This is a genomic window from Streptosporangium sp. NPDC053982 (assembly GCF_055585205.1).
This window is the reverse complement of sequence record NZ_JBVJKQ010000008.1, coordinates 58,789-82,224: the sequence shown is the minus strand read 5'-3', so window position 1 is coordinate 82,224 and position 23,436 is coordinate 58,789. Positions and strand designations below refer to the sequence as shown.

Annotated in this window: 22 protein-coding genes; 5 read left to right on the top strand and 17 right to left on the bottom strand. The window is 74.0% G+C overall.

All coding sequences use genetic code 11. From position 1 onward, the window contains the following. The first annotated feature begins 30 nt into the window (after nucleotides 1–30). Nucleotides 31–981, top strand: coding sequence for a helix-turn-helix transcriptional regulator (locus ACZ6W9_RS15855; RefSeq protein WP_470118279.1), 951 nt, complete (start codon nucleotides 31–33; stop codon nucleotides 979–981). 230 nt (nucleotides 982–1,211) lie between these two features. Here the strand turns inward: ACZ6W9_RS15855 and ftsY are convergent, their stop codons facing one another. The 12 genes from ftsY to ACZ6W9_RS15795 all read right to left on the bottom strand — a co-directional run bounded on the left by ftsY (nucleotide 1,212) and on the right by ACZ6W9_RS15795 (nucleotide 15,734). Continuing rightward, entirely contained in the window at nucleotides 1,212–2,330 is a 1,119-nt protein-coding gene (gene ftsY, locus ACZ6W9_RS15850; protein WP_389960316.1) for a signal recognition particle-docking protein FtsY, read from the bottom strand. A gap of 229 nt (nucleotides 2,331–2,559) precedes the next feature. Continuing rightward, on the bottom strand, nucleotides 2,560–6,258 hold the full coding sequence (smc, locus tag ACZ6W9_RS15845; protein WP_389959896.1) for a chromosome segregation protein SMC: 3,699 nt from the start codon (nucleotides 6,256–6,258) through the stop codon (nucleotides 2,560–2,562). 556 nt (nucleotides 6,259–6,814) lie between these two features. Beyond that, nucleotides 6,815–7,006: a hypothetical protein gene (locus ACZ6W9_RS15840; protein ID WP_179824786.1), complete on the bottom strand. Its 192-nt coding sequence runs from the start codon at nucleotides 7,004–7,006 to the stop codon at nucleotides 6,815–6,817. Between the two features lie 188 nt (nucleotides 7,007–7,194). Next, a complete protein-coding gene (locus ACZ6W9_RS15835) occupies nucleotides 7,195–7,470 on the bottom strand; it encodes an acylphosphatase (RefSeq protein ID WP_362941498.1) in 276 nt (91 codons plus the stop codon). Next, nucleotides 7,467–8,333 (bottom strand): bifunctional DNA-formamidopyrimidine glycosylase/DNA-(apurinic or apyrimidinic site) lyase, encoded by an 867-nt coding sequence (gene mutM, locus ACZ6W9_RS15830; protein ID WP_389959892.1) that lies wholly within the window; start codon nucleotides 8,331–8,333, stop codon nucleotides 7,467–7,469. The genes ACZ6W9_RS15835 and mutM overlap by 4 nt, the downstream gene beginning before the upstream one ends. A 168-nt stretch (nucleotides 8,334–8,501) precedes the next feature. Then, nucleotides 8,502–9,242 (bottom strand): ribonuclease III, encoded by a 741-nt coding sequence (gene rnc / locus ACZ6W9_RS15825; RefSeq protein ID WP_362941504.1) that lies wholly within the window; start codon nucleotides 9,240–9,242, stop codon nucleotides 8,502–8,504. A 210-nt stretch (nucleotides 9,243–9,452) separates the two neighbouring features. Continuing rightward, a complete protein-coding gene (gene rpmF, locus ACZ6W9_RS15820) occupies nucleotides 9,453–9,632 on the bottom strand; it encodes a 50S ribosomal protein L32 (protein ID WP_179824792.1) in 180 nt (59 codons plus the stop codon). Nucleotide 9,633: 1 nt separating this feature from the next. Further along, on the bottom strand, nucleotides 9,634–10,188 hold the full coding sequence (locus ACZ6W9_RS15815) for a YceD family protein (RefSeq protein WP_389959890.1): 555 nt from the start codon (nucleotides 10,186–10,188) through the stop codon (nucleotides 9,634–9,636). A 65-nt stretch (nucleotides 10,189–10,253) separates the two neighbouring features. Beyond that, the gene (gene coaD, locus ACZ6W9_RS15810; protein WP_389959887.1) at nucleotides 10,254–10,730 is read right to left on the bottom strand and encodes a pantetheine-phosphate adenylyltransferase; all 477 of its coding nucleotides are present in this window, start codon (nucleotides 10,728–10,730) and stop codon (nucleotides 10,254–10,256) included. 16 nt (nucleotides 10,731–10,746) lie between these two features. Then, complete coding sequence (gene rsmD, locus ACZ6W9_RS15805) at nucleotides 10,747–11,316, bottom strand: 16S rRNA (guanine(966)-N(2))-methyltransferase RsmD (RefSeq protein ID WP_389959885.1); 570 nt, start codon at nucleotides 11,314–11,316, stop codon at nucleotides 10,747–10,749. A gap of 481 nt (nucleotides 11,317–11,797) precedes the next feature. Further along, entirely contained in the window at nucleotides 11,798–13,969 is a 2,172-nt protein-coding gene (gene recG / locus ACZ6W9_RS15800) for an ATP-dependent DNA helicase RecG (RefSeq protein WP_389959883.1), read from the bottom strand. Nucleotides 13,970–14,144: 175 nt separating this feature from the next. Beyond that, complete coding sequence (locus ACZ6W9_RS15795; RefSeq protein WP_389959880.1) at nucleotides 14,145–15,734, bottom strand: DAK2 domain-containing protein; 1,590 nt, start codon at nucleotides 15,732–15,734, stop codon at nucleotides 14,145–14,147. A gap of 224 nt (nucleotides 15,735–15,958) precedes the next feature. Here ACZ6W9_RS15795 and rpmB point away from each other — a divergent pair, with 224 nt between their 5' ends. Then, nucleotides 15,959–16,144, top strand: a complete 186-nt coding sequence (rpmB, locus tag ACZ6W9_RS15790) for a 50S ribosomal protein L28 (protein WP_179824804.1) — start codon at nucleotides 15,959–15,961, stop codon at nucleotides 16,142–16,144. A 184-nt stretch (nucleotides 16,145–16,328) separates the two neighbouring features. Here rpmB and thiD read toward each other — a convergent pair whose 3' ends face one another. From thiD to ACZ6W9_RS15775, 3 genes are all read right to left on the bottom strand, one after another. Further along, on the bottom strand, nucleotides 16,329–17,123 hold the full coding sequence (thiD, locus tag ACZ6W9_RS15785; RefSeq protein ID WP_362941523.1) for a bifunctional hydroxymethylpyrimidine kinase/phosphomethylpyrimidine kinase: 795 nt from the start codon (nucleotides 17,121–17,123) through the stop codon (nucleotides 16,329–16,331). A 146-nt stretch (nucleotides 17,124–17,269) separates the two neighbouring features. Beyond that, nucleotides 17,270–18,211, bottom strand: a complete 942-nt coding sequence (locus tag ACZ6W9_RS15780; protein ID WP_389959876.1) for a hypothetical protein — start codon at nucleotides 18,209–18,211, stop codon at nucleotides 17,270–17,272. A 231-nt stretch (nucleotides 18,212–18,442) separates the two neighbouring features. After that, nucleotides 18,443–19,408: a thiamine-phosphate kinase gene (locus ACZ6W9_RS15775; protein ID WP_389959874.1), complete on the bottom strand. Its 966-nt coding sequence runs from the start codon at nucleotides 19,406–19,408 to the stop codon at nucleotides 18,443–18,445. A gap of 51 nt (nucleotides 19,409–19,459) precedes the next feature. Here ACZ6W9_RS15775 and ACZ6W9_RS15770 point away from each other — a divergent pair, with 51 nt between their 5' ends. The 3 genes from ACZ6W9_RS15770 (at nucleotide 19,460) to ACZ6W9_RS15760 (ending at nucleotide 20,988) form a co-directional block, all read left to right on the top strand. Then, the gene (locus tag ACZ6W9_RS15770) at nucleotides 19,460–19,693 is read left to right on the top strand and encodes an Lrp/AsnC family transcriptional regulator (protein WP_362941532.1); all 234 of its coding nucleotides are present in this window, start codon (nucleotides 19,460–19,462) and stop codon (nucleotides 19,691–19,693) included. 130 nt (nucleotides 19,694–19,823) lie between these two features. After that, nucleotides 19,824–20,303 (top strand): DUF3515 domain-containing protein, encoded by a 480-nt coding sequence (locus tag ACZ6W9_RS15765; protein WP_389959871.1) that lies wholly within the window; start codon nucleotides 19,824–19,826, stop codon nucleotides 20,301–20,303. 175 nt (nucleotides 20,304–20,478) lie between these two features. After that, nucleotides 20,479–20,988, top strand: coding sequence for a hypothetical protein (locus tag ACZ6W9_RS15760; protein WP_389959869.1), 510 nt, complete (start codon nucleotides 20,479–20,481; stop codon nucleotides 20,986–20,988). A gap of 120 nt (nucleotides 20,989–21,108) precedes the next feature. Here ACZ6W9_RS15760 and ACZ6W9_RS15755 read toward each other — a convergent pair whose 3' ends face one another. Continuing rightward, nucleotides 21,109–22,218, bottom strand: coding sequence for a D-alanine--D-alanine ligase family protein (locus tag ACZ6W9_RS15755; RefSeq protein ID WP_389959867.1), 1,110 nt, complete (start codon nucleotides 22,216–22,218; stop codon nucleotides 21,109–21,111). Nucleotides 22,219–22,425: 207 nt separating this feature from the next. Beyond that, nucleotides 22,426–23,433 (bottom strand): NAD(P)H-dependent glycerol-3-phosphate dehydrogenase, encoded by a 1,008-nt coding sequence (locus ACZ6W9_RS15750; protein WP_389959864.1) that lies wholly within the window; start codon nucleotides 23,431–23,433, stop codon nucleotides 22,426–22,428. Between the last annotated feature and the right edge of the window lie 3 nt (nucleotides 23,434–23,436).

Below are 23,436 nucleotides of genomic sequence, written 5' to 3'. Positions count from 1 at the left end.
CGGTCCTGGTCATCGAGCAGACTGTGAGCCGTGGTCAACACCTCGGCACGGCTGCTGCGGCTGCTGTCTTTGCTGTCAACGCGGCGGTCCTGGACGTGCGCTGATCTTTCCGCCCAGCTGGAGATCACCGAACGGACGGTTCGCCGGGACATCGCCCGGCTACGTGAACTCGGCTACGGCATCGAATCCGAGATGGGCCCATGGGGCGGCTACCACCTCGGGCCCGGAACCAGCATTCCGCCACTGATCCTTGACGAGGAGGAGGCCCTCGCAGTCGCTGTCGGGCTGCGCACCGCCGCCTTCAGCGGAGTCTCCGGCAGCGACCAGGCAGCCCTGTCGGCGCTGCTGAAACTACGCCAGGTGCTGCCGGCCAGGATCGCCGACCGGCTCGGCGGGCTGGACACCGCGTTCACCCACACCGCACGACCCGACGACAGCCAGATCTCCCCCGCGCTGCTCCTCGACCTGGCCACCGCGTGCCGGCGAGGCGAACGCACCCGGTTGACCTACCGCGACCGGACCGGAACGACGTCCACCCGCCGAGTGGGCCCCCACCGGCTCATCTACACCGGCCGCCGCTGGTATCTCCTCGCCTACGACCTGACACGGCAGGACTGGCGCACCTTCCGCACCGATCGCATCATCGATGCCACGGCCACCGGGCAGGCCGCCGCCCTGCCCGACCCGCCGGATCCGGCACAGATGGTCGGTACGGGCATCGCGCTGAGGCCCCACCCGGTGCGGGTGACCATCCGCCTGGCCGTACCGGCCGATGAGGCGCGCAGGCTGGTGCCGTCGACGGTCGGCGTCCACCACCCGGACGGCGATGACGCAACGATCATCGACATCGGCGGGCCGGACGCCGACGGCCTGGCCCGCTACCTGCTCAGCCTCGGCCGACCACTTCGAATACTGCACCCAGAAGAGGTCCGCCAGGCATTCCTCACCCGCGTACGACAACTCCTCGAGGACAACGTGTGACGTGAACACCCACCGATCGCCGACGCGGTCACCCGCGGTGACAGATGTCGCCGGCCACCATGAAGTGTGACCGCGGTGTCGACCGTCTCAATCGAGGTTCCCTCAGCGAGACATCCTCGGGTGCAAGGGCCGGAACGGCCGGCCCATGGCCCATGGCCCATGGCCCGGTCCTGGGACGGCGGACGCCCCCGGGATGTCCCGGGGGCGTCCGCCGTCTCGTGTGAGCAGGATCAGTCGCCGAGGAGCGCGTCCACGAAGACCTCGGGGTCGAACGGCGCCAGGTCGTCCGGGCCCTCGCCCAGGCCGACCAGCTTGACCGGGACGCCCAGCTCCCGCTGGACGGAGATGATGATCCCGCCCTTGGCGGTGCCGTCCAGCTTGGTCAGGGCGATGCCGGTGACGTCCACGACCTCGGCGAACACCTGGGCCTGGCGCATGCCGTTCTGGCCGGTGGTGGCGTCGAGGACGAGCAGGACCTCGTCGACCGTGGCCTTCTTCTCGATGACCCGCTTGACCTTGCCCAGCTCGTCCATCAGGCCGGTCTTGGTGTGCAGCCGGCCGGCGGTGTCCACGATCACCACGTCGGCCTTGTCGGCCGTGCCCCTGGCGACGGCGTCGAAGGCGACCGAGGCGGGGTCGCCGCCCTCCGGGCCGCGCACGACCTCGGCCCCGACCCGGTCTCCCCAGGTCTGGAGCTGGTCGGCGGCGGCGGCGCGGAACGTGTCGGCCGCGCCGAGCACGACCGAGCGGCCGTCGCCGACGAGGGAGCGGGCCAGCTTGCCGGTGGTGGTGGTCTTGCCGGTGCCGTTGACGCCGACCACCAGCACCACGGCCGGGCGCTCGCCGTGCGGCTGGACGTGCAGGGTGCGGTCGAGGTCGGTGCCGATCTGGGTGAGCAGCTCCTTGCGGAGCAGGGCGCGCGCCTCGTCGGGCGTGCGGCTGCCCAGGATCTTCACCTGCGTCCGCAGATCCTCGACCATCGCCTGCGTCGGGGCGATCCCGACGTCGGCGGTGATCAGGGTCTCCTCGATCTCGTCCCACGTGTCGTCGTCGAGACGGTCACGGGAGAGCAGTTCGAGCAGGCCCTTGCCGAAGGTGTTCTGCGAGCGGGCCAGCCGGGCGCGCAGCCGTACCATCCGGCCCGCGGACGGCGGCGGGACCTCCACCGCCGGGGGCGGGACGACCATCGGCTCGGCCGGCGTGGTCCGCGGAGGCGGGACGGTGGTCGTCGCCTCCTGGTCCTCCACCGCCGCCCTGGGCGGTGCCTGTGTCTCCTCCGGGATCCGCACCTCGGGCGGCTCGACCGGCGGAGGCGCCGCCTTGCCACGCGGCCGGAGCAGCAGGACCATGCTGCCGGCCGCCAGCACAAGGATGGCGACGACGATCGCGATTATGCCGATGGGTTCCACAAGACCACAGTTTTCCAGACGGCGGGTGATGCTCCGTACCCCGAGGGGCCCGAACCGGCCCCGTGCCCCCTCGTCCGGGCGTCGGTCCCGCGGCCGGACCGCCGCCCGTACGGCTCGGCCGCCCGTACGGCTCGACCGCTCGGCCGCGCGCCCGCGACCGGACCCCGGGTCAGTCCTCCTGCTCGCGCAGCCGCTGGCTGATGACGTGGGAGACGCCGTCGCCGCGCATCGACACGCCGTACAGCGCGTCGGCGATCTCCATCGTGCGCTTCTGGTGGGTGATCACGATGAGCTGGGAGGTCTGCCGCAGCTCCTCGAACAGGGTCAGCAGGCGCTGGGTGTTGGTGTCGTCGAGCGCGGCCTCGACCTCGTCCATCACGTAGAACGGCGAGGGCCGGGCCTTGAAGATCGCCACGAGGAAGGCCACCGCGGTCAGCGACCGCTCGCCGCCCGACAGCAGCGACAGCCGCTTGACCTTCTTGCCCGGCGGGCGGGCCTCGACCTCGACTCCGGTGGTGAGCATGTCGGAGGGGTCGGTCAGCAGCAGCCTGCCCTCGCCCCCGGGGAAGACCCGGGTGAAGATCTGCTCGAACTCCCGCGCCACGTCCTCGTAGGCGGCGGCGAAGACCTGCTCGACCCGGTCGTCCACCTCCTTGACCACGAGCAGCAGGTCACGGCGGGTCTTCTTCAGGTCCTCCAGCTGGGAGGTCAGGAACGCGTGCCGCTCCTCCAGCGCCGCGAACTCCTCCAGCGCCAGCGGGTTGACCTTGCCGAGCTGGGTCATCTGCCGCTCGGCCGCCTTCGCCCGCTTCTCCTGCTCCTCGCGCACGTAGGGGACGGGGTCGCCGTCGGCCGCCGGGACCGGCTGGTCGGGGCCGTACTCGGCGACCAGGACGTCGGTCTCGACGCCGAACTCCTCCGTGGCCCGCGCTTCGAGCTGCTCCAGGCGCAGCCGCCGCTCGGTCCGGGCCACCTCGCTGCCGTGGGCGCGGTTGACCAGCTTGTCCAGCTCCGCCGTCAGCTCGCGGACCCGGACGCGCATCGACTTCAGTGAGGCGTCGATCCGCCCGCGCGCCTGCTCGGCCTCGTCGCGTTCGGCGGCGGCGGCCGCCAGCGACACCTCCAGCACGGCCAGCGCCCGCTCGGCGCCCCGGACGACCGCCTGCGCCGTGCGGGCCTGCCGGCGCCGCCGCTCCCGCAGCTCGGCCGCCCTGGCCCGTTCCTCGCGCTCCTGCTCGGCGGCCCGCTCCAGTTCCTCGGCGCGGCCCGCGATGCCCCTGACCCGCTCCTCGGCCGTCCGCACGGACAGGCGGGCCTCCATCTCCCCCTGCCGGGCCTCGGCGCAGATCTCGGCCAGCTCGTCGCGCAGCTCGGTGGTGGGCTCCTCGGTGAGCTCCTCGGCGCTCTCCGCGGCGGCGAGGCGCTCCTCCAGCTCGGCCAGGCCCGCCGCGTCGCGGTCGCGGGCCTCGCGGGCCGACGCCACGCCCCGGGCCAGCCGCTCGCACTCGCCGCGGGCCGCGGCGGCGGCGGCGTCGAGCTGGGCGAGGCGGCGGGCCGCGGCGGCGGTCCGCTGGTCGGCGTCGCGCTGGCGGGACCTCAGCTCGTCCAGTACGGCCTGCGCCGCGTTCACCCCCGCCTGGGCGGTCTGCACGCCCGACTGCGTCTCGGCCACCCGCGCCTGGGCCGCCTCGACGGCGAGCTGCGCCTCGCCCTCGGCCTCGGCCGCCTCCTCCAGCGCGGCGGCGGCCTCCTCGGCCCGGTGCCGGGCCTCCTCCAGGTCGGCGGCGGCCTCGTCCAGCGCGGCCCGCATCCGCAGCGCGGAGCCGCCGTCGGCGGAACCGCCCCGGGCGACGTGCGCGCCCAGCAGGTCGCCGGCGCGGGTCGCCGCGCGCAGCCCTGGCCACTGCTCGACCGCCTTGCGCGCGGTCGCGAGGTCGTCGACCACCAGCACGCCGCCCAGCAGGTGCTCGGCGGCGGCGCTCAGGGCGGCGGGGACCTCGACCAGGTCGAGCGCCCACTCGGCCCCGGCGACCGGCACCGGGTCGCGGGGGGAGCCGCCCCCGGAGCCGTCGGCGGTGATGACCAGGTCCGCCCGGCCGCCGTCCCGGCCGCGCAGGAAGTCGATCGCGTCGGCCGCGCTCTGCAGCGACTCCACCGCGACGGCCTCGGCGGCGGCGCCCAGCACCGCGGCGACGGCCGCCTCCGCGCCCTGCCGTACGGCGAGCATCGCGGCGACCGGGCCGAGCACACCGGCGAGGTCGGCGGCGAGCAGCGCCGCGCCGCCGTCCACCCCCCTGGCCAGGCTCAGCTCCAGCGTCTCGCGGCGGGCCTCCAGCGCGGCGACCTGCCGCTGCGACTCCGCCTCGGCCTTGCGCGCCGCGGCGAGGGCGGCCCGCGCCGTGCCCAGGGCGGAGGTCGGGCCGGTGACGGCGGCCTTGGCGTCGTCCACCAGCGCCCTGGCCCGCTCGACGGCGTCCCGGGACTCCTCGACGGCCGCGAGGGCCATCTCCAGCTCCTCGGCGAGGGCGGTGAGGGCCGGGTCGGCGGAGGCGGGGTCGGAGCCCTCCTGGCTGTCGTGCTCGGCCTGGGCGGTCTCGGCGCGCCGCAGCGCCTCCTCAAGGGAGCGCTCCAGACGCCCGATCTCCGCCTCGGCGGCCTCGGCGCGGCTGCGGGCGGCCCCGACGCGGCCCCGCAGGGCCGCCAGGCCCTCGCGCCGGTCGGCGGCGGCCCTGGCCTCGGCGGCCAGCCGGCGTTCCTCCGTCGCGAGAGCCGACTCGGTCTCGGCGCGCCGGGCCACGGCCGCGGCGAGCGTCTCCTGGGCGTCGGCGAGCAGCTCCTCCAGCACCCGTTCCTGCTCGCGGACCTCCTCGGCCTCGCGTTCGTAATCCTCCGGGTCGCGGCCGCGCCGTTCCACCGCGGTGTCACTGGCGTGCCGGTGGCGCTCGGCGGCCAGCCCGGACAGGCCGCGCAGCCGGTCGCGCAGCGAGGCGAGCCCGAAGTAGGTCTCCTGGGCGGCGGCCAGCCTCGGCTGGGCCTCGGCCTCGGCGGCCTCCAGCTCCGCCTCGGACCGCTGGCCCTCCTCCAGCTCGGTCTCCACCGCCGTACGGCGGGCAAGCACCGCGGCCTCGTCGGCGACCTCCCGCTCCAGCGCGGCGCGCAGGGTGAGCACGTCGTCGGCGAGCAGCCGGAGCCGGGCGTCGCGCAGGTCGGCCTGGATGACGGCGGCCCGGCGGGCGATCTCGGCCTGCCGTCCCAGGGGCTTGAGCTGGCGGCGCAGCTCGGTGGTGAGGTCCTGGACCCGGGTGAGGTTGGCCTGCATCGCGTCCAGCTTCCGCAGCGCCTTCTCCTTGCGCTTGCGGTGCTTCAGGACGCCCGCGGCCTCCTCGATGAACGCCCGGCGGTCCTCCGGGCCGGCGTGCAGCACCTGGTCGAGCTGGCCCTGGCCGACGATGACGTGCATCTCCCGGCCGATGCCGGAGTCGGACAGCAGCTCCTGGATGTCGAGCAGGCGGCAGGTGTCGCCGTTGATGGCGTACTCGCTCTGGCCGGCCCGGAACATCAGGCGGCTGATCGTGACCTCGGTGTAGTCGATGGGCAGCGCGCCGTCGGTGTTGTCGATGGTGAGCGTGACCTCGGCCCGGCCCAACGGGGCCCGGGAGGAGGTGCCGGCGAAGATGACGTCCTCCATCTTGCCGCCGCGCAGGGACTTGGCGCTGTGCTCGCCCATGACCCAGGCCAGGGCGTCGACCACGTTGGACTTGCCGGACCCGTTGGGGCCGACGACGGCGGTGATGCCCGGCTCGAAGCGCAGGGTGGTGGCCGAGGCGAACGACTTGAAACCGCGCAGGGTGAGGGTCTTGAGGTACAACGAGATCCCCCGTCCTCCCGCGTGATGACCGGCCCGGACGCCGCGCGTCGGCGCGGGTCGGGCGCGGGTGCCGGTGCCCCTCGTCGCGCGGGCGGCTCGGCTTCTCCGCCCGTCCGCCCGGGAGGTCACCGCTCCCGCCTGGGAAGACTACCGTTCTTCGGCGGCGTCCGCCCGCGGGAGAGCGGGCCGTTCCCCGGGAGGGAGGGGCGCGGCCGGCCGGTGAGCGGAAGACACCGCTACGGGCACGCGCGGGAGGCGGCCCGGAGCGGGAGAGGCCAGGACGGGCCGCATCGCACGCGGCCGGAGATCTCGCAACGGAAGTAGGCATCCGCTCCGCTCTGCCGGGCCGGGGACGTGCCCGCGACCGTCATCAGAACGGAAGACGCCGCTACGGGCCGATCGGGTGTGATCCGCGGCGGGGAACGCCGGAAAGGGCCGCGTCGGACGCGGCCCGGAACGGGAGACGTCATGGCGGGCCGCCTGGTGCGTGCGGCCCGCGACATGACAAGGGACGCCTCAAGAGGCGTCCCTGGACAATGTGTGTTCGCCCCGGCCTCTAGGTGAGAGCCGGCTCACGATCCTGCAGGCGGGTGAACTCCTCATCACGGTTGCCCGTGAGTTCGGCGTTCTGGGCCTGGAGCCGGGTGAGCTCTGCCTCGAGATCACGGATGCGCTGCTGGAGACGGCGCATTTCCGAGACCATCCGAGGGTCAGGACCGCCGACGTGGCCGAGTAGAGCCTTCGCCATGTTAAGGGTCCTCCACGCTGAGTGACCAGACTGGTTCGCGCACTTCTTGCCGCGGGAGGGGTGCGCGTGGTTCTTATCAAGAGTCGCACCGGCGAGAGAGACGGTCAAGCTGAACGCTCCCTATGGATGCACCTGTGGGCACTCTCGACATTGAATTATACCCTAATTTGGCGAATCAGGGAAATGGTTTAACGTTCCGCGAAGCCGACGGGTGATCCTTTCGCCTCACTCCAACGTTCCGCCACCCCGTCGACCCGCCCCGGAGTGCGGCCGCCGCGCAGCAGGGTGAGCAGCTCCTCGCAGGACTCCCGGGGACCCTCCGCCACGACCTCCACCCGGCCGTCGGCGGTGTTCCTGGCCCAGCCGGCCAGGCCGAGCTCCAGCGCCCGGGACCGCGTCCACCAGCGGAAACCCACCCCCTGGACGTCCCCCCTGACCCAGGCGGTCAGCCGGACGGCGCTCACGCCGCGACCCCGCCCGGACGCGGCTGGCAGCGGGGACAGCTGTAGGAGGAGCGGTTCATGAACGACTCCCGGACGATCGGCGCGCCGCACCGCCCGCAGGGCTCGTCGCGCCTGCCGTACACGTTCAGCGACCGCTCGAAGTAGCCGCTCTCGCCGTTGACGTTCACGTACAGGCTGTCGAAGGACGTGCCGCCCACGGCCAGGGCCGCGGACATCACCTCGCGGGCCGCGCCCAGCAGTTCGGAGATCTCCGGCCGGGTCAGCGCCGAGGTGGGCCGCGACCCGTGCAGCCGGGCCCGCCACAGCGCCTCGTCGGCGTAGATGTTGCCGACCCCGCTGATCAGCGACTGGTCGAGCAGCGCCCGCTTGACCTCGGTCCGCCGGGCGCGCAGCCGGTGGGCGAAGCCGTCCTCGTCGAAGTGCTCCTCGAACGGGTCGGCCGCGATGTGGACGATCGGCTCGGGGACGTCCCGGCCCCCGGCGCGGGCCAGCGGGGTGACCAGCACGTGCCCGAAGGTCCGCTGGTCCACGAAACGCAGCTCGGGGCCGCCGTCGGCGAAGGCGATCCGGATCCGCAGGTGCTTCTCCAGGGGCGAGTCCGGCTCGACCACCAGCAGCTGGCCGCTCATCCCGAGATGGGCCAGCACCGCGTCGGAGCCGTCCAGCGGCAGCCAGAGATACTTGCCCCGCCGCTGGGCCGTCCCGACCGTGCGGTCCGCCAGCCGGGAGGCGAACTCCTCCGCGCCGGGGACGTGGCGGCGGATCGCCCGGGGGTGCAGCACCTCGGCGCGGGCCACGACCCGGCCGGACACCCAGCGCTCCAGGCCGCGCCGTACGACCTCCACCTCCGGCAACTCGGGCATGCCGGCCCCCTCTCTCAGGACGTTGGCCACGGACGCCGCGCCGGGCGGCGCGACGTGCGGAGACACGGTGGGACGCAGCGCCGCCGACCGCTCAGGCGCCCACGGTACCCGTGGGGCCCGGCCGACACGCCCCGGACGCTCAGGGCGCGCCCCGGACGTTCAGGGCGCTCAGGGCGCGGTGCCGGCCTCGCGCCTGTCGCGGTCGCTGCGGATGCGGTTCCAGGCGGCCTCGGCGGCCTGCTGCTCCGCCTCCTTCTTGGAACGCCCGGAGCCCGAGCCGTACTCCTCGCCGCCGAGGCGGACCACCGCGGCGAAGGACTTGGCGTGGTCGGGACCGCTCTCCTCGACGTGGTAGTCCGGCACGCCGAGCGACTCGGAGGCCGTCAGCTCCTGCAGGGAGGTCTTCCAGTCGAGCCCGGCGCCCAGCGACGCCGAACGCGTGATGAGCGGGTCGAACAGCAGGTGGACGACGCGGAACGCCTCGCCGAGGCCCTTGTCGACGTACACCGAGCCGATCAGCGCCTCCAGCGTGTCGGCGAGGATGGAGGACTTGTCACGCCCCCCGGTGCCCTCCTCGCCCCGGCCCAGGCGCATGAACCTGCCGAGCTCCAGGGTGCGGGCCACGTCGGCGAGGGCGCGCATGTTGACCACCGCGGCCCGCAGCTTGGCCAGCTGCCCCTCGGGCAGGTCGGGGTGGTTGCGGTAGAGGGTGTCGGTGACCACCAGGCCCAGCACCGAGTCGCCCAGGAACTCCAGGCGCTCGTTGGTCGGCAGCCCGCCGTTCTCGTAGGCGTAGGAGCGGTGGGTCAGGGCCCGCTCCAGGATCGCGGCCTCCAGCCGCACCCCGAGGACCCGCTCCAGCTCGTCACGGGCCAGTTCGACGGCCATCGGCTTGACGCTCGCACCCATACGTCTTCTCCTCGCTCTTCGACGGTGAACGCGCGATGGCGAAGAGAGACGGGAGTGCCCGAAGACGTGGTGGGCGTCGGGAGGGTGCACGGCACCGTGACCCCGGCGTCCACCACAGCCGCGGGCGAGCCGCCATCGCGCCGGATGGAACGGAAGACGCCGGCCAGGCCCGAAGGGGACCCGGCCGGCATCCGTACAGTCAGAACGCGATCAGGCGGAGGGCTCGATCACCTGACGGCGGTTGTAGGTGCCGCAGGACGGGCACGCCACGTGCGGACGCTTCGGCGAGCGGCACTGGGGGCAGCTCACGAGCGAAACCGCGGCGGCCTTCCACTGCGACCTGCGGGAGCGAGTGTTGCTCCGCGACATCTTGCGCTTGGGGACAGCCACGTCAGCTCTCCTGATCGTTGTTATGTTCCGGAACCAGACCTTGCAGCTTGGCCCAGCGGGCGTCGATCACCTCGTGCTTGTGACCGGGCTCGGCGTCCGCCAGCCTGACCCCGCACTCCGCGCAGAGCCCCTCGCAGTCTTCACTGCAGACCGGGCTCAGCGGCAGTGTGAGCACCACCGCGTCACGGAAGACGGGTTCGAGATCGAACAGTTCACCGTCGAGAAGCGAGTCGTCCTCGGCGGCATCCTCCGCCGAGTAGAAGAACAGCTCCTGGAAGCCCACTTCGGTCTCCGAAGTGATCTCTTCCAGGCACCGTGCGCACTCCCCCCGCAGCGGGGTCTGCGCCGTGCCCGTGACGAGCACGCCCTCCATGACCGCCTCAAGGCGGATGTCCAGCTCGACGTCGGCGTCCACGGGGACGCCGATCATCTCGACGCCGAGGTTCGCCGGTGCCGGAAGGGTGAGGGACATCTGCCGCATACTTCCCGGCCTCCGCCCCAGATCATGGGTGGAGATCACCCACGGGGCTCGGGGGTCGAGGGTCTGCAGAGTCATGTCACTCTCATCAGGCATGGCGAATCACCGCCGTCGTGCAAGGCAAAACAAGAGAATACCAGGGCCTAACCCCTGAGCCGTTCCACCAGCCGTCGCTCGACCAGCTCCGGCACCAGACCGGTCACGTCCCCGCCGTAGCGGACGATCTCCTTGATGCGGCTGGACGACAGGAACGACACCTCCGGGCCGGTCGCCATGAACAGCGTCTCCACCCCGGACATCCGGTAGTTGAGCTGGGCCTGCTGCAGCTCGTAGTCGAAGTCGCTGACCGCGCGCAGCCCCTTGACGATCGCCGGGATCTCCTGCTGCCTGCAGTAGTCGACCAGCAGGCCGTGGAACTTGTCCACCCGGACGTTGCCGTACTCCTTGGTGACGGACCGGAGCATCTCGATGCGCTCCTCGACCGTGAACAGGCTCTTCTTCTCGATGTTGATCAGGACGGATACGACGACCTCGTCGTACTGCCGGGAGGCCCGGCCGATGATGTCCAGGTGGCCGTTGGTGACGGGATCGAACGATCCCGGGCATACGACGCGACGCAAGGCGCGACCCCCTGCTCTATGGATTCCCGGCGGCGCGACCGTACCAAACGGACGCTTCGCCATAGCGACGGACCCTCTCCTCTTCGTACCCCGAAGGCCACCGAAGGGCCTCGCCCCGGCTCTCCCGCTCCACCGCCACCAGCGCGTCCCCGGCCAGCCAGCCGTGGTCGCGCAGCCGCTCCAGGACGGCCCGCACCTCCGCGTCGGCCACCGCGTACGGCGGGTCGGCGAACACCAGGTCGTACGGCTCGGCCGCGCCCCTGGCGAGCACCCGCTCGACCCGGTCTGCCGCGAGCTCGGCTCCGGGCAGGCCCAGGCTCGCGATGTTCGCCCTGATCGTCCGGACCGCTTTGGCGTCGGACTCCACCAGCAGCGCGTGCGCGGCCCCGCGTGACAGCGCCTCCAGCCCGATCGCGCCGGACCCGGCGTACAGGTCGAGCACCCTGGCGCCGTCCAGCGGGCCGAGGAGCGAGCCCACGGTGGAGAAGATGCCCTCCCTGGCCCGGTCGCTCGTGGGGCGGGTGCCCCGGCCCGGCGGCACCGCCAGCCGCCGCCCCCCTGCGCTTCCCGCGATCACTCGGCTCACCGGCTCATTGTCCCAGTCCTCCCGGCGCGTCCGGCCGCGCGGCCGCCCGGCCCCCTCCCGGCAGGCCGGCGACCGGTCGCCGGAAAAGCGCGGCAGCGGTACGGCGGCGCACCCCGGCGTGTCGCGGCGCATCGCATAACCGCAGGTCAAAAGGGTTTCGCCAGGTGATCTAGGTCAAGAGTGGGCAAGGAGCGGCGACGAAACCGCAAGGGTCGTTCCCCCCGGCCCCCACGCCTTGCATGATGAGTCCTGCGGCCTTCGACAGTCCCAGGGGAAGGCCGACCGGCGTGGTCGTGAGCCCTTCCGCACGCCGGTGCTCTCGGCACCTGACCCGAGAGTGGGCCCAAGCGGGGACGGCATTCGGGGGGAGGCCGTCCCCGCAGTTGGGCCCTCGGGACCTCCGCGTCCCCGCGCCGCCGGACCCTCGCCTCCGCCGATCCCGCGCCGCCGTTCCGGCACGGCCCTTCCGGGCACGCCGCCGTCAGGCCTTCTCCAGATACTCGGCGCGCTCGTCGGCCAGCAGCCGGTCGATCTCCGTACGGAGCACCGGGTGCCCGATCAGCTCGGGGTCGGCCGCAAGCATCTCCTCGGCGTCCGCGCGGGCGGCGAGGATCACCTCCTCGTCACGCAAGAGCTGGAGCATCTTCAGCGACGACCGGCGCCCCGACTGCGCCACGCCGAGCACGTCGCCCTCGCGGCGCTGCTCCAGGTCGACGCGTGACAGCTCGAAGCCGTCGAGGGTCGCGGCCACCGCGTCGAGCCGCTGCCGGGCGGGCGTGCCGCCCGGGGCGTCGCTCACCAGCAGGCACAGCCCCGGCAGCCCGCCCCGGCCGACCCGGCCGCGCAGCTGGTGGAGCTGGGAGACGCCGAACCGGTCGGCATCCATGATCACCATGACCGAGGAGTTGGGGACGTCCACGCCGACCTCGATGACCGTGGTCGCCACCAGGACGTCGACCTCGCCGCGGGCGAAGGCCCGCATCACGGCGTCCTTCTCCTCGGGAGGCAGCTTGCCGTGCAGCACCGCCGTACGGAGGCCGGAGAGCGGCCCCTCCGACAGCATCTGGGCCACGTCGAGCACGGCCAGCGGCGGCCGCCGCTCGTCGTCGCCCTTCGTCAGGTCACCCTCGTCGCCCTCCAGGTCGCCGATGCGGGGACAGACGATGTACGCCTGCCGGCCCAGCCCGACCTCCTCACGCAGCCGCGTCCAGGCGCGGTCGAGGAAGTGCGGCTTCTCCGCGGCGGGCACCACGTGCGTGGTGATCGGGGCGCGGCCGGAGGGGAGCTGGGAGAGCGTGGAGACCGTGAGGTCGCCGAAGACCGTCATGGCGACCGTGCGCGGGATCGGGGTGGCGGTCATGACCAGCACGTGCGGCCGCCCCTCCCCGGCCTTCTCGCGCAGCGCGTCGCGCTGCTCGACGCCGAAGCGGTGCTGCTCGTCCACCACCACCAGGCCCAGGTCGGCGAACTGCACCCGCTCCTGGAGCACCGCGTGGGTGCCGACCACGATGCCGGCCGCCCCCGAGGCCGCGTCGAGCATGGCCGAGCGGCGGGCCGCGGCGCCCAGCGAGCCGGTCAGCAGCGCGACGGAGGTGCCGCCGAACATGCCGCCCGTGGCCAGGTCGCCGAGCATGGCGGTGATCGAGCGGTGGTGCTGCTGGGCCAGCACCTCGGTGGGGGCCAGCAGCACGGCCTGCCCGCCGGCGTCGACCACCTGGAGCATGGCGCGCAGCGCGACGACGGTCTTGCCCGCGCCGACCTCGCCCTGCAGCAACCGGTGCATGGGGTGGGGCCGGGCGAGGTCGTCGGCGATCTCCTCGCCGACGTCCCGCTGCCCCTCGGTGAGCTGGAACGGCAGGCGCGCGTCGAAGTCGGCCAGCAGGCCGTCGCCGCGCGGCGGCCGGGGCGTGGCGGGCCAGGATCCGGCCGCCATCTTGCGCTGCACCAGCACCGCCTGCAGCGTGAACGCCTCGTCGAACTTCAGCCGCTTGCGCGCCCGGGAGACGTCGGCGTGGTCGCGCGGCCGGTGGATCGCCAGCAGCGCCTCGGCCAGGCCGGGCAGCCGGTGGCGGGCACGCAGGTCGGCCGGGAGCGGGTCGTCGAGCGGGCCGAGGGTGTCGAGGACGACCCCCAGCGCCCGGCGGATCGCCCAGGGCGTGACGTCCTTGCCCGCGGGGTAGATCGGCACCAGCGCCGCGGCGAACTCCTCGGCGGCCGCCTCGGTCTCGTCGAACATCTCGAACTCGGGGTGGGAGAGCTGCCACCTGCGCTTTTCGCCCTGCCCGAACGCGCCGACCTTGCCGGCGAACATGCCGCGCCGCCCGGGACGCAGCCGTGTCTCGGCGATGTGGGACGCCCGGCCGAAGAAGGAGAGATAGATCTTGCTGCGGCGGCCGTCGACGACCTCGACCTCCAGCCAGGTGCCGCCCTTGTTCCGCATCGGCCTGCGCATGAGCCTGGTCACCTCGCCCACCACGGTGACGTGCTCGTCGATCTGCAGGTCGTCGAGGTCGGTCAGCTCGCCCCGCTCGGCGTAGCGGCGCGGGTAGTGCCGCAGGAGGTCACCGACGGTGCGCAGGCCGAGAACGCTCTCCAGCAGCTTGGAGGTCTTGGGGTCCAGCGCCTTCGTCAGCGGCTCGTCGAAGCTCGTCACCCCACGTTTCTACCGCGTCCGGCGGACAGAACCGGCTCGCCGCCGCCCCGCCGGTCCCGCCGTGCCGTACGGCACGCCGCACCGCCGTCCCGTACGCCGCCGTCCCGTACGCCGCCGTCCCGTCGCGCCGTCGCGCCGTACGCCGTCGCGCGACCGTGCCGGGATCGGGCGCGGCTCACTCGACGCCGACGAGCAGCGGGTAGCCGCCCTGGCCCCCCTCGTACACGACGACCTCCACGTCGGGCCGCTCGGCGGCCAGGTGGTCGCGTACGGCGCCGGCCAGGCCGGGCGGCGCGCCGGCGCCCTCCAGCATGGTCACCAGCTCGCTGGCGGGCGTCACCATGCGGCGGACGATCTCGATCGCGACGCCGGCGACGTCGGCGCCGACGACCGCGGCGTCGCCGTCGACCACGCCCAGGACGTCCCCCGGCGCGACCAGCCCGGCGCTCGTCATGACCTCCCGGTCGGCCACCCAGACGTGCCCGTGGCGGGTGTGCGCGGCGGCCTCGGTCATGGCGACCACGTCGTCGTCGAAGCGGCGCAGCGGGTCGTGGACCGCCAGCGCGGCCAGCCCCTGCACCGACGCCCTGGTGGGCAGCACCGCCACGGTCAGGCCCTCCTCCCGGGCGATCTCGGCGGCGGCCGTCGCCACCTCCCGCGTGCCGTCGTCGTTGGGCAGCACCGCGACCTCCTCGCCCGCCTCCCGGATCGCGGCGAGGACGGCCGCCAGCGGCGGACTGGACCCGGGACTCCTGCGCACCACCACCGCCCCCGCCTCGCCGAACACCGCGCCCAGCGCGGGACCCGCGGCCACCGCCACCACGCCCCGGCTGCGGGCGGGCGGATGGGTGTGCCCGGGACCGCCGAGGTAGGTCACCCTGATCCGGTGGGGCCGGCCCGCCGCCATGCCCGCCTCGATCGCCGCCCCCGCGTCGTCCACGTGGACGTGCACGTTCCACAGGCCGTCGCCGCCCACGACCACCAGGGAGTCGCCGAGCGCGTCGAGCTCCCGGCGCAGCCGCCCGACCGCGTCCGCGCCCGCGTCCAGCAGGTACATCACCTCGTAGCAGGGTCCGCCCGGCGGCTCGGCGGCGGGTCCGGGCACGGCTCCGCGGGCCGGCGCGGGGATGTCGAGCCGGGCGGGGTGGGAGCCGGTGACCACCGCGGCGAGGCTCTCCAGGATGAGGGCCAGGCCCGCCCCGCCGGCGTCCACGACCCCGCTCCTGGCCAGCACGTCGAGCTGTCCGGGCGTACGGCGCAGCGCCGCGCGCGCCTCCTCTGCGGCCTTCCCCGCCACCGCGGCCAGGTCCGCCGTCAGGTCGGCCGACAGCCCCCGCACGGCCCCGGCGGCGGCGGTGAGCACGCTGAGCACCGTGCCCTCCACCGGCCTGGCCACCGCCTCGCGGGCCAGTTCGGCGGCCCTGACCAGCCCGCGCCCGAGGTCGGCTCCCCTGCCCTCGGCGGTCCGCAGCACCTCGGCGAGACCGCGCAGCGCCTGGCTGACGATGACGCCGGAGTTGCCGCGGGCCCCGAGCAGGGCGCCCCGGGCGAACGCCTGCCAGGTGGCCGCGGTGTCGGCGTCGCCGGGCAGCTCGTCGAGCGCCTCGGCCGCCGAGAGCATCGTCAGGTGCAGGTTGGTGCCGGTGTCGCCGTCGGGGACGGGGAAGACGTTCAGCGCGTCGATCTCCCGCCGGGCCCTGCCCAGGGTCTCCGCGGCCAGCCGGGACCAGCGTCGCACCGCCGGCGCGTCGAGAACCTGCAACATGCCCGCCCTCCTGCTCGTCCCCGCGGATCGCGGAGGCTGCCCATCCGGGATGCGCTACGGTTGTCCTGGAGATTATCTCCGTTCGACCAGGCGTGACGGCTCCTGTTGGCACGCACGGCCGGACATCGGATATCCTCGTGTGGCCAGCCGGTCGTCCCGGCGTGCCCGATGACCGCCCGCTAGCGAGGCGGATCGAGCCTCTCTACCGATCTAAGGAGCGAATCGTGGCTTCCGTCTGCGACGTCTGCGCTAAGAAGCCGACCTTCGGCAACAACATCTCCCACTCGCACCGCCGCACCCGCCGCCGCTGGAACCCCAACATCCAGACCGTGCGCGCAGTGGTGAACGGCACGCCGAAGCGGATGAACGTGTGCACCTCCTGCATCAAGGCCGGCAAGGTCGCCCGCTAGTCGGACCTCCCGCGCAGCCCGTCGTACCCGTCGAGGGAACGGCGGGCTGCCGCCTTTCCCGGGTCCGCCCGGCACGGCCCGCCGGGCCCCGTCGCGGCAGGCCCGCCTCACCCGGACCCGGCACGGCCCGCCGCGGAGCCGGGGCCGAGGGAAGCGGGTCCGGGTGGGAGCGGCGGCCGGGGCGTCAGCGCCAGAGCCAGCCGTGGTCGACGGGGCCGATGCCCGCGCCCAGCGGGAACCCCCGGGCGATCGCGCCCGTGACGTACTCCTTGGCCCTGCCCACCGCCCCCGGGACGTCCTCGCCGAGGGCGAGGTGGGAGGCGATGGCCGAGGCCAGCGTGCATCCGGTGCCGTGGGTGTGCCGGTTGTCGTGCCGCTCGGCGGTGAAGCGGAACTCCCGGACGCCGTCCGTCAGCAGGTCGACCGGCGCGCCCGGCAGGTGACCGCCCTTGACCAGCACCCAGGCGGGCCCCATCTCCAGGACCGCGTCGGCGGCCCGGCGCATGTCGCCCTCCTCCTCCACCTTCACCCCGGTGAGCTGGGCCACCTCCCAGAGGTTGGGGGTGACGACGGTGGCCGTCGGCAGCAGCCGGGTCCGCACCGTGTCCACGGCCTCGGCCGCCAGCAGCGCATCGCCGTGCTTGGAGACCCCCACCGGGTCGACCACCACCGGCACGCCCACCCCGGCGAGCACCTCCGCGACCGTCTCGACGAGCACGGGGGAGGCGAGCATCCCCGTCTTGACGGCCTGTGCCCCGATGTCGCCCAGCACCGAGTCGAGCTGCGCGCGCACCGCCTCGGGGGGAAGCTCCCAGTATCCCTGCACACCCAGCGAGTTCTGCGCCGTCACGGCGGCGATGACGCTCATGCCGTGCACGCCGAGGGCCAGCATGGTCTTCAGGTCGGCCTGGATGCCCGCGCCGCCGCCGGAGTCGGACCCGGCGACGGTCAGCACGCGGGGAGGGATCGAATCGGTCATACAGCCATCCAACCAGGTCCCGCCCGGGTGACCGCGCTCTCCCCGGAGGACGGGCGGGCCCGCGGGACCACGCCACGGCCCGGTCGAGCCCGGGTGGCCGCGCACTCCCCCCGCGTGGCGTGACGGTCCGGCGGGGCCGGGCCGGTTCAGGTGACCGTGCACTCCCCCTGCGTGCTGTGGCAGGTCCTCGGCGTCTCGGCCCGGCCCTGCGCGGTGACGGTGAGGACGAGCCTCTCCCCCGCGTCCATGTCCTCGGCCGACTCGATCACCAGGGTGTCGCCGTCCTGCCGCCAGCCGGCCCCCTCGACCGAGGTGACCTCGCCGCCGACCGGAAGGCTCAGGTCCAGCTGGGGCAGGCGCTCGTCCGCGGCGACCACGAGCCGGGCGGTGTAGGCCTGCTGCCTCTGCCGTACGACGCCGAACCCGACCCGCAGGGCCGCGCCCGGGACGGAGGCGGCGGCCGGCTCCGCGGTGGCCGACTGCGTCTCGGGGGTCTGCTCGACCGGCGGCGGGGTGGTGGCCTGCGGGGTCTGCGGTGTGTCGTTCCGGGAACCGGTGGTGGGGCCGACGACGTGCGACTGGTCGCCCGGACCGGCGGTGGAGTCGTCGCCGGACCCGTCGTCCGAACGCGGACGCTCGGCGCGGCGCGGGGCACGGGTCTCGTCCGGCCGCGGCGTCGCGGTGGGCGTGCGGCCGGAGCGGTGCTGCGGTATCCGGGGCGGCGCCGGGGACGGGGTCGCGCTCTCCGTGGCGGCCGGCGTCCCCTCGGCGGGCGGTTCGTCGGCGGGCGGGCTCTCCTCCTCCGGGGGGAGCGAGGCGGACCCGTCGGTCTCGTCGAAGGCCGTCGCGTGGCAGCCGCCCGGCGGGCACGCCGCGTCCGGCGCCGTCTCCGAGCCGCTCAGCAGCCGGACGCCTCCGAAGGTCCCGCCCAGCACCGCGGTCACCGCGGCGACGGCGAGCAGGGTCTTCTTCCCCCGCCCGGCCCGCCGGCGGTCCTCCGGCCAGGCCGGTTCCTGCATCTCGGACGTGGCCGTCCAGCCCGAGCCCAGGAAGCCCGTGCGGGTGACGGTCTCGTCCGTGCCGGTCACCGTCTCCGCCGACTCCTCGGGCCGGAGGCGCCGGCCGACCGGCGTGTCGAGACTGCGGGTCTCCTCGGGGAGCTCCGGGTCACGTTCCCGCTGTACGCGGCGAGCGTCCTCCCTATGTCCACCATGGCGGCCCATGTCGCCCCTTCCACCAGGAATTCCGACAGCACATCTTCATACCAGTTCAGTAACCCTTGAGGGCAAATTTCACTGGGGTCACACCAGTGGCACGCGTCACTCGCGGAAGTGGTCCCAGCCGCCGTGCTCCACCGAACGTCCCTCGACCCGTGCGCCCCCGCCCTCGACGACCCGGCCGACCGTGGTCCACTCCGGGGGCAACGCTACGCCGTCCGGGAAGGTCGCGGCGAGCGCGTGGTCGTCTCCGCCGGAAAGGACCCATTCCAGCGGGTCGGCGCCGAGCAGGTCCGCGGCCCGGCTCAGCGTGCCGGGCACGGGGAGGCGCCCGGGGTCGAGCACGACGCCGACGCCGCTGGCCCGCGCCACGTGGCCGAGGTCCTGCAGCAGGCCGTCACTGACGTCGAGCATCGCCGTCGCGCCGAGCGCGGCCGCCTCCGGGCCGCGGGCGTAGGGCGGCAGGGGACGGCGGTGGGCCTCGACGAGCCCGGCCAGTTCCCCGGGGACGGGCGGTCCCGCGCCGAGCAGGGCCAGGCCGGCGGCGGCGTGCCCGAGCCGTCCCGTCACCGCGACGATGTCTCCAGGGCGCGCCCCCGAGCGGGTGACCGGCGGGCGTCCGCCCAGGTCTCCCAGGGCGGTGACCCCGATCACCACCGGGTCGCAGCGGGTGATGTCGCCGCCGACCACACTGGCGCCGACCAGGTCGCACTCGTCGCGGAAGCCGTCGGTGAGGTCGTCCAGCCAGTCGGTGGACGCGCCGGCGGGCAGGCCGAGGCCGACCACGATGCCGGTGGGGCGGGCGCCCATCGCCGCGACGTCGGAGAGGTTCTGCGCGGCGGCCTTGCGGCCGATGTCGTAGCCACTGGACCAATCGCGACGGAAGTGCCTACCCTCGATCAGGAGGTCCGTCGTCACGACGACCCGCCCGTCGGGGGCCCGCAACAGCGCCGCGTCGTCACCGGGACCGAGTAAAACCGTCCCTCCCTGTGGCAAGCGTCCGGAAATACGTGAAACAATCCCGAATTCGCCGAGATCTCCGACTGTGATGACGCACCTCCTGTTCATCACAGGGTACGGTGGCCCTTCGGCACTGATCCAATCGCCCCGGAGGACGTTATGGTGCAGGCCTACATCCTTATCCAGACCGAGGTCGGCAAGGCCGCGAGCGTGGCCGGGCAGATCTCCGGAATCCCCGGTGTCACGCAGGCGGAAGACGTCACCGGGCCCTACGATGTGATCGTCCGCGCCGAGGCCCGGAACGTCGACGAGCTGGGCAAGCTCGTCGTGGCCAGGATCCAGGGAGTCGAGGGGATCACGCGCACGCTCACGTGCCCCATCGTCCACATCTGAGCGTCACGGGGAGCCGAGCGTCACGGAAGGTCTGAACGTCATCGGGGGTTCCGGCGCCGCGGGAGAACCGGGCGTCGCCGGAGGCCCAGGGCTCTCGGGGGGCCCGGACGGCACGGGGAGCACGAGCGTCATGAGGGGTCCGGGCGTCACGGGGAGACGCCGGACGCCGTTCCGGTCCGCCCGCTGGGCCGCCTCCGCCTGCGCGCTCCTGGCGCTGGCCGGGTGCGGTGGCCCGGTCCGGGTGGAACCTCCCGTCCCGCAGGGCGAGGCCGCCGCCGGATGCCGGGCGCTCGGCGGGCGGCTTCCCGCCGATCTCGACGGCGCGGAGCGGACGGAGTCGGAGCCCGCGTCGCCGTACGTCGCGGTCTGGGGCGGCGGCGAGATCGCGCTGCGCTGCGGGGTGCCCAGGCCGCCGTCCATGTCGGCCACCGCCGAGGTGCCGGAGATCGACGGGGTGGCGTGGTTCTCCGACCCGGCCCGGCCCCTGCTGTTCACCGCGATCGGCCGGGAGGCGTACGTCGAGGTGACGGTCTCCCGCAAGCACGTGCCCGAGAGCGTTCTCGTCGACCTCGCGGCCCCGATCAAGGCGGCGCTGCCCCAGACCGGGTGACCCGCCGGGGCCGCGTGCCCGTTCTCCCGGAGGCCGGAAGCCTGGAGGCCGCAGCCCGGAGGCCGTGAGCGGGAAGAGGTCCCCGGCCACGCGGGGACGCCCGCGCGGGCCGCTTAACCCGACCCGAAGCGGGCATCCAGCACGAATGTGGGGAAAAGCGGTATTCGAAGGACTGGTGGCAGGGGCGGCCGGCGCGGTCGCCATGACCCTCGCCGAGAAGGTGGAGCAGCGCCTCACCGGCCGGCCCGACTCCCACGTGCCGGCTCGGGTGCTGGAGCGGCTGACCGGACTGCCGGAGGCGCCCGCCCGGCAGCCCGTCCCACTCAATCTGGCGATGCACCTCGGGCAGGGATGCCTGCTCGGCGCGTTGCGCGGCGTGATGGCGACCGCCGGGCTGCGCGGCCCGTGGTCCTCGGCGATGTTCTGGGTCGTACGGCTCACCAACGACCAGACGCTGGAGAACGCGACCGGCGCGGGCGCCCCGCCGTGGACCTGGCCCCGGCGCGAACTCGTGGTGGACCTGCTGCACAAGGGCGTCTACGCCTTCACCACCGGGATCGTCGCCGACCGGCTCGCCGAACGGCACGGCCTCGGCCCCGGGCAGGTGCACGCCAACATGGCGCCTGGCCGCATCGCGGGCGTGGGCCCGCCGCCCAGGGGACGGCGGACACTTTCCCGGGGATGACACGGGGCCGGGCCGGCGCGGGCCGGCGGCGCGGGGCCGTACCCCGGGCCGGGCCGGCGCGAGCCGACGACGCGGATCGGCGGGGCGGCGCGGATCGGCGGGACCGTACCCCGGGCCGGGTCAGCGCAGGCCGGTGGCGCGGTGCAGGGCGAGCTGGATCAGCCGGTCGACCAGTTCGGGGTAGGAGAGCCCGCTGGCCGCCCACAGCCGGGGCGCGACCGACGTCGCGGTGAAGCCGGGCATGGTGTTGATCTCGTTGACGAGCAGCCGGCCGTCCGGGGTGTAGAAGAAGTCGACCCTGGCCAGGCCCTCGCAGTCCAGCGCCTCGAAGGCGCGCACGGCCATCGCCCGCAGGTTCTCGGCGACGTCGTCGGGGACGTCGGCGGGCACCGCCACGGAGGTGGCGTCGCTGATGTACTTGGCCTCGAAGTCGTAGAAGTCGTGGTCGCCGGCGACCACGACCTCGCCCGCCAGGCTGGCCCTCGGCGCCTCGTCCCCGGGGGACTCCAGCACCGCGCACTCGATCTCGCGCCCGGGGATCGCCGCCTCCACCAGCACCTTGGGGTCGTGCTCCCGGGCGAACTCGACGGCCCGCTCCAGCTCGCCCAGATCGGTGGCCCGGGAGATGCCCTGACTTGAGCCGGCGCGGGCGGGCTTGACGAAGACCGGCCAGCCGAGCTCCTCGACCTCCTTCAGGACGCGCTGGCGGTCGGTCCGCCAGTCACGGTCGCGGATCACGACGTAGGGGCCGACGGGCAGCCCCGCGGCGGCCAGCACCAGCTTCATGTAGCCCTTGTCCATGCCGACCGCGCTGGCCAGCACCCCGGAGCCGACGTAGCGGACCCCGGCCATCTCCAGCAGTCCCTGGAGGGTGCCGTCCTCGGCGAACGGCCCGTGCATCACCGGGAAGACGACATCCACCTCGCCGAACTCCTCCGGGACGCGGCTCGGCTCGTAGGAGACCAGCGCGCCGCTGCCGGAGGGCAGTGCCAGGGCCGTGCCGTCCGCGTCGACGGACGGCAGCTCCCGGCCCTCGATCGCGTACCGCTGCCGGTCGGAGACGAGCACCCAGCGCCCGTCCTGGGCGATCCCCACGGGGATCACCTCGTATCTGGACCGGTCGATGACGTCGAGCACGCTCCCGGCTCCGAGGATGGAGACGGAGTGCTCGGAGTTACGGCCGCCGAAGACGACCGCGACCCGGGGCCGGGTTTCGTGCTGCTCGCTCATGATGACCGAATGTACCGTCTCCAGCGGGTCGTCCCGGTTATCTGACGCGCTGGTGGGCGGGCCGGGCCGCCCCGGCGTCCGGCCGCGCGGCCGGACGGGCGCGTGACGCGAGCGTCGGCGGGGCAGGCACCGGGGGCGGGACGCGAGCGCGGGCGGGCGCCGGGGCGCGGGCCTCCCGGGCGGGAACGGCGCGCGGGCGGTGCGGCGTCAGACGCCGTACCGCTCCGGCTTGGGGGTCCGGGACATCAGCAGCACCGCCGCCTCGTCCGGCGGCATGCCGTCGTGGACGATCGCCACGACCACCTCGGTGATCGGCATCTCCACGTCGTGCTTCCTGGCCAGCGCCAGGACCGACTCGCACGACTTGACGCCCTCGGCGGTCTGCTTCGTCGCGGCGACGACCTCGGCCATCTTCATGCCCCGGCCGAGGTTCTCGCCGAAGGTGCGGTTGCGGGAGAGCGGGGAGGTGCAGGTGGCCACCAGGTCGCCCATCCCGGCGAGGCCGGCGAAGGTGTGCGGGTCCGCGCCGAGCGCCGCGCCCAGCCGGGAGATCTCCGCCAGCCCGCGCGTCATCAGCATCGCGCCGACGTTGGCGCCGAGGCCCATGCCGGCCGCGACGCCGACCCCGAGGGCGATGACGTTCTTCACCGCCCCGCCGAGTTCGACGCCCACCACGTCGGGGTTGGTGTAGGGGCGGAACCACGGCAGGTGGCACGCCTCCTGGAGGCGCTCCATGGCGTGCTCGTCGGTGCAGGCCACGACGGTCGCCGCGGGCTGGCCCCGGACGATCTCGCCGACCAGGTTGGGGCCGGACACCACCGCGACCCGTTCCCCGGGCACCCCGGCGACCTCGCGGATCACCTCGCTCATCCGCTTGGTGGTGCCCAGCTCGACGCCCTTCATCAGGCTCACCAGCACCGTCTCCGGCGGCAGGTGCGGCGTCCAGCGGGTGAGGTTCTCACGCAGCGTCTGGGAGGGCACCGCGAGGACCACGAAGTCGGCTCCGTCGAGGGCCTCGGCCGGGTCGGTCGTCGCGTGCAGCGACTCCGGAAGCGTCACGCCCGGGAGGTAGTCGGGGTTCTCGTGGCGGCGGTCGATCGCCTCGACGATCTCGGGCCTGCGGCCCCAGAGCGTCGTCCGGGTGCCCGCCCTCGCCATGATCATCGCGAAGGTCGTGCCCCATGAGCCCGTACCGAATACAGCCGCCTTGGTCATTTC